This is a genomic window from Vibrio sp. 970 (genome assembly GCF_033339075.1).
The window spans coordinates 1-631 of the sequence record NZ_JAWOTW010000463.1 but is presented as its reverse complement, the minus strand read 5'-3'; the positions used below and the strand labels follow the sequence as shown (position 1 = coordinate 631).

The window sequence follows — 631 nt, the reverse complement described above, 5'->3', positions numbered from 1 at the left end:
CTCCAATCGATAGAGCCGTTCGCAACAAAAATGACGATAGCGATGAGAGACACACACGTTGAAACCAGAAGTTTAAGCCCATTCATCAAGTTGATGTCTTGATGGCCCGCCACAACGAGGTAACTCAGAACAATCACGCCTAATCCGGCATTAAAAAATCCGCCGTATGCTGAAACGCCGACCAACAACAAACTCAATGCGATTAAGCCTAAAACGCCAGCGTGTTTATGTTCTCTGGTGATGGATTTGATGATCATTGTTAACCGCGAACCTGTAAGAAATAGCACCGTAGCAAACAAAAGTAGCCAAGGAATGGCTTCCAAAAACAGTGACTCTGGCGTATTGAGAAGAAGATACGCGCCAACTGCGCCACCAACTAAGCTGAACGAGACGGTGAATAGCAGTTCTTGCTTGTTCTTCAAAATTTCTTCACGAAAACCCACGGCACCGCTTATGTATCCCGCGCACGCCGCGTAAGTGTTGGTGGCGTTAGCCATGATGGGCGGCACGCCAACCGCCATTAGGGCGGGGAAGGTGATAAAACTCCCACCTCCTGCTATCGAATTCATGATTCCACCTACCACGCCTGCAGCAAACAACAGAGCCAATTCCAGCAGCATAAACAATCCTT

1 protein-coding gene is annotated in these 631 nt (G+C 48.2%); it reads right to left on the bottom strand.

Annotated elements, in window-relative coordinates; translation table 11 throughout:
• The coding region (locus R7Q11_RS27315; protein ID WP_225467125.1) for a sulfite exporter TauE/SafE family protein at nucleotides 1-620 on the bottom strand (620 nt) is incomplete at its 3' end.
• Between the last annotated feature and the right edge of the window lie 11 nt (nucleotides 621-631).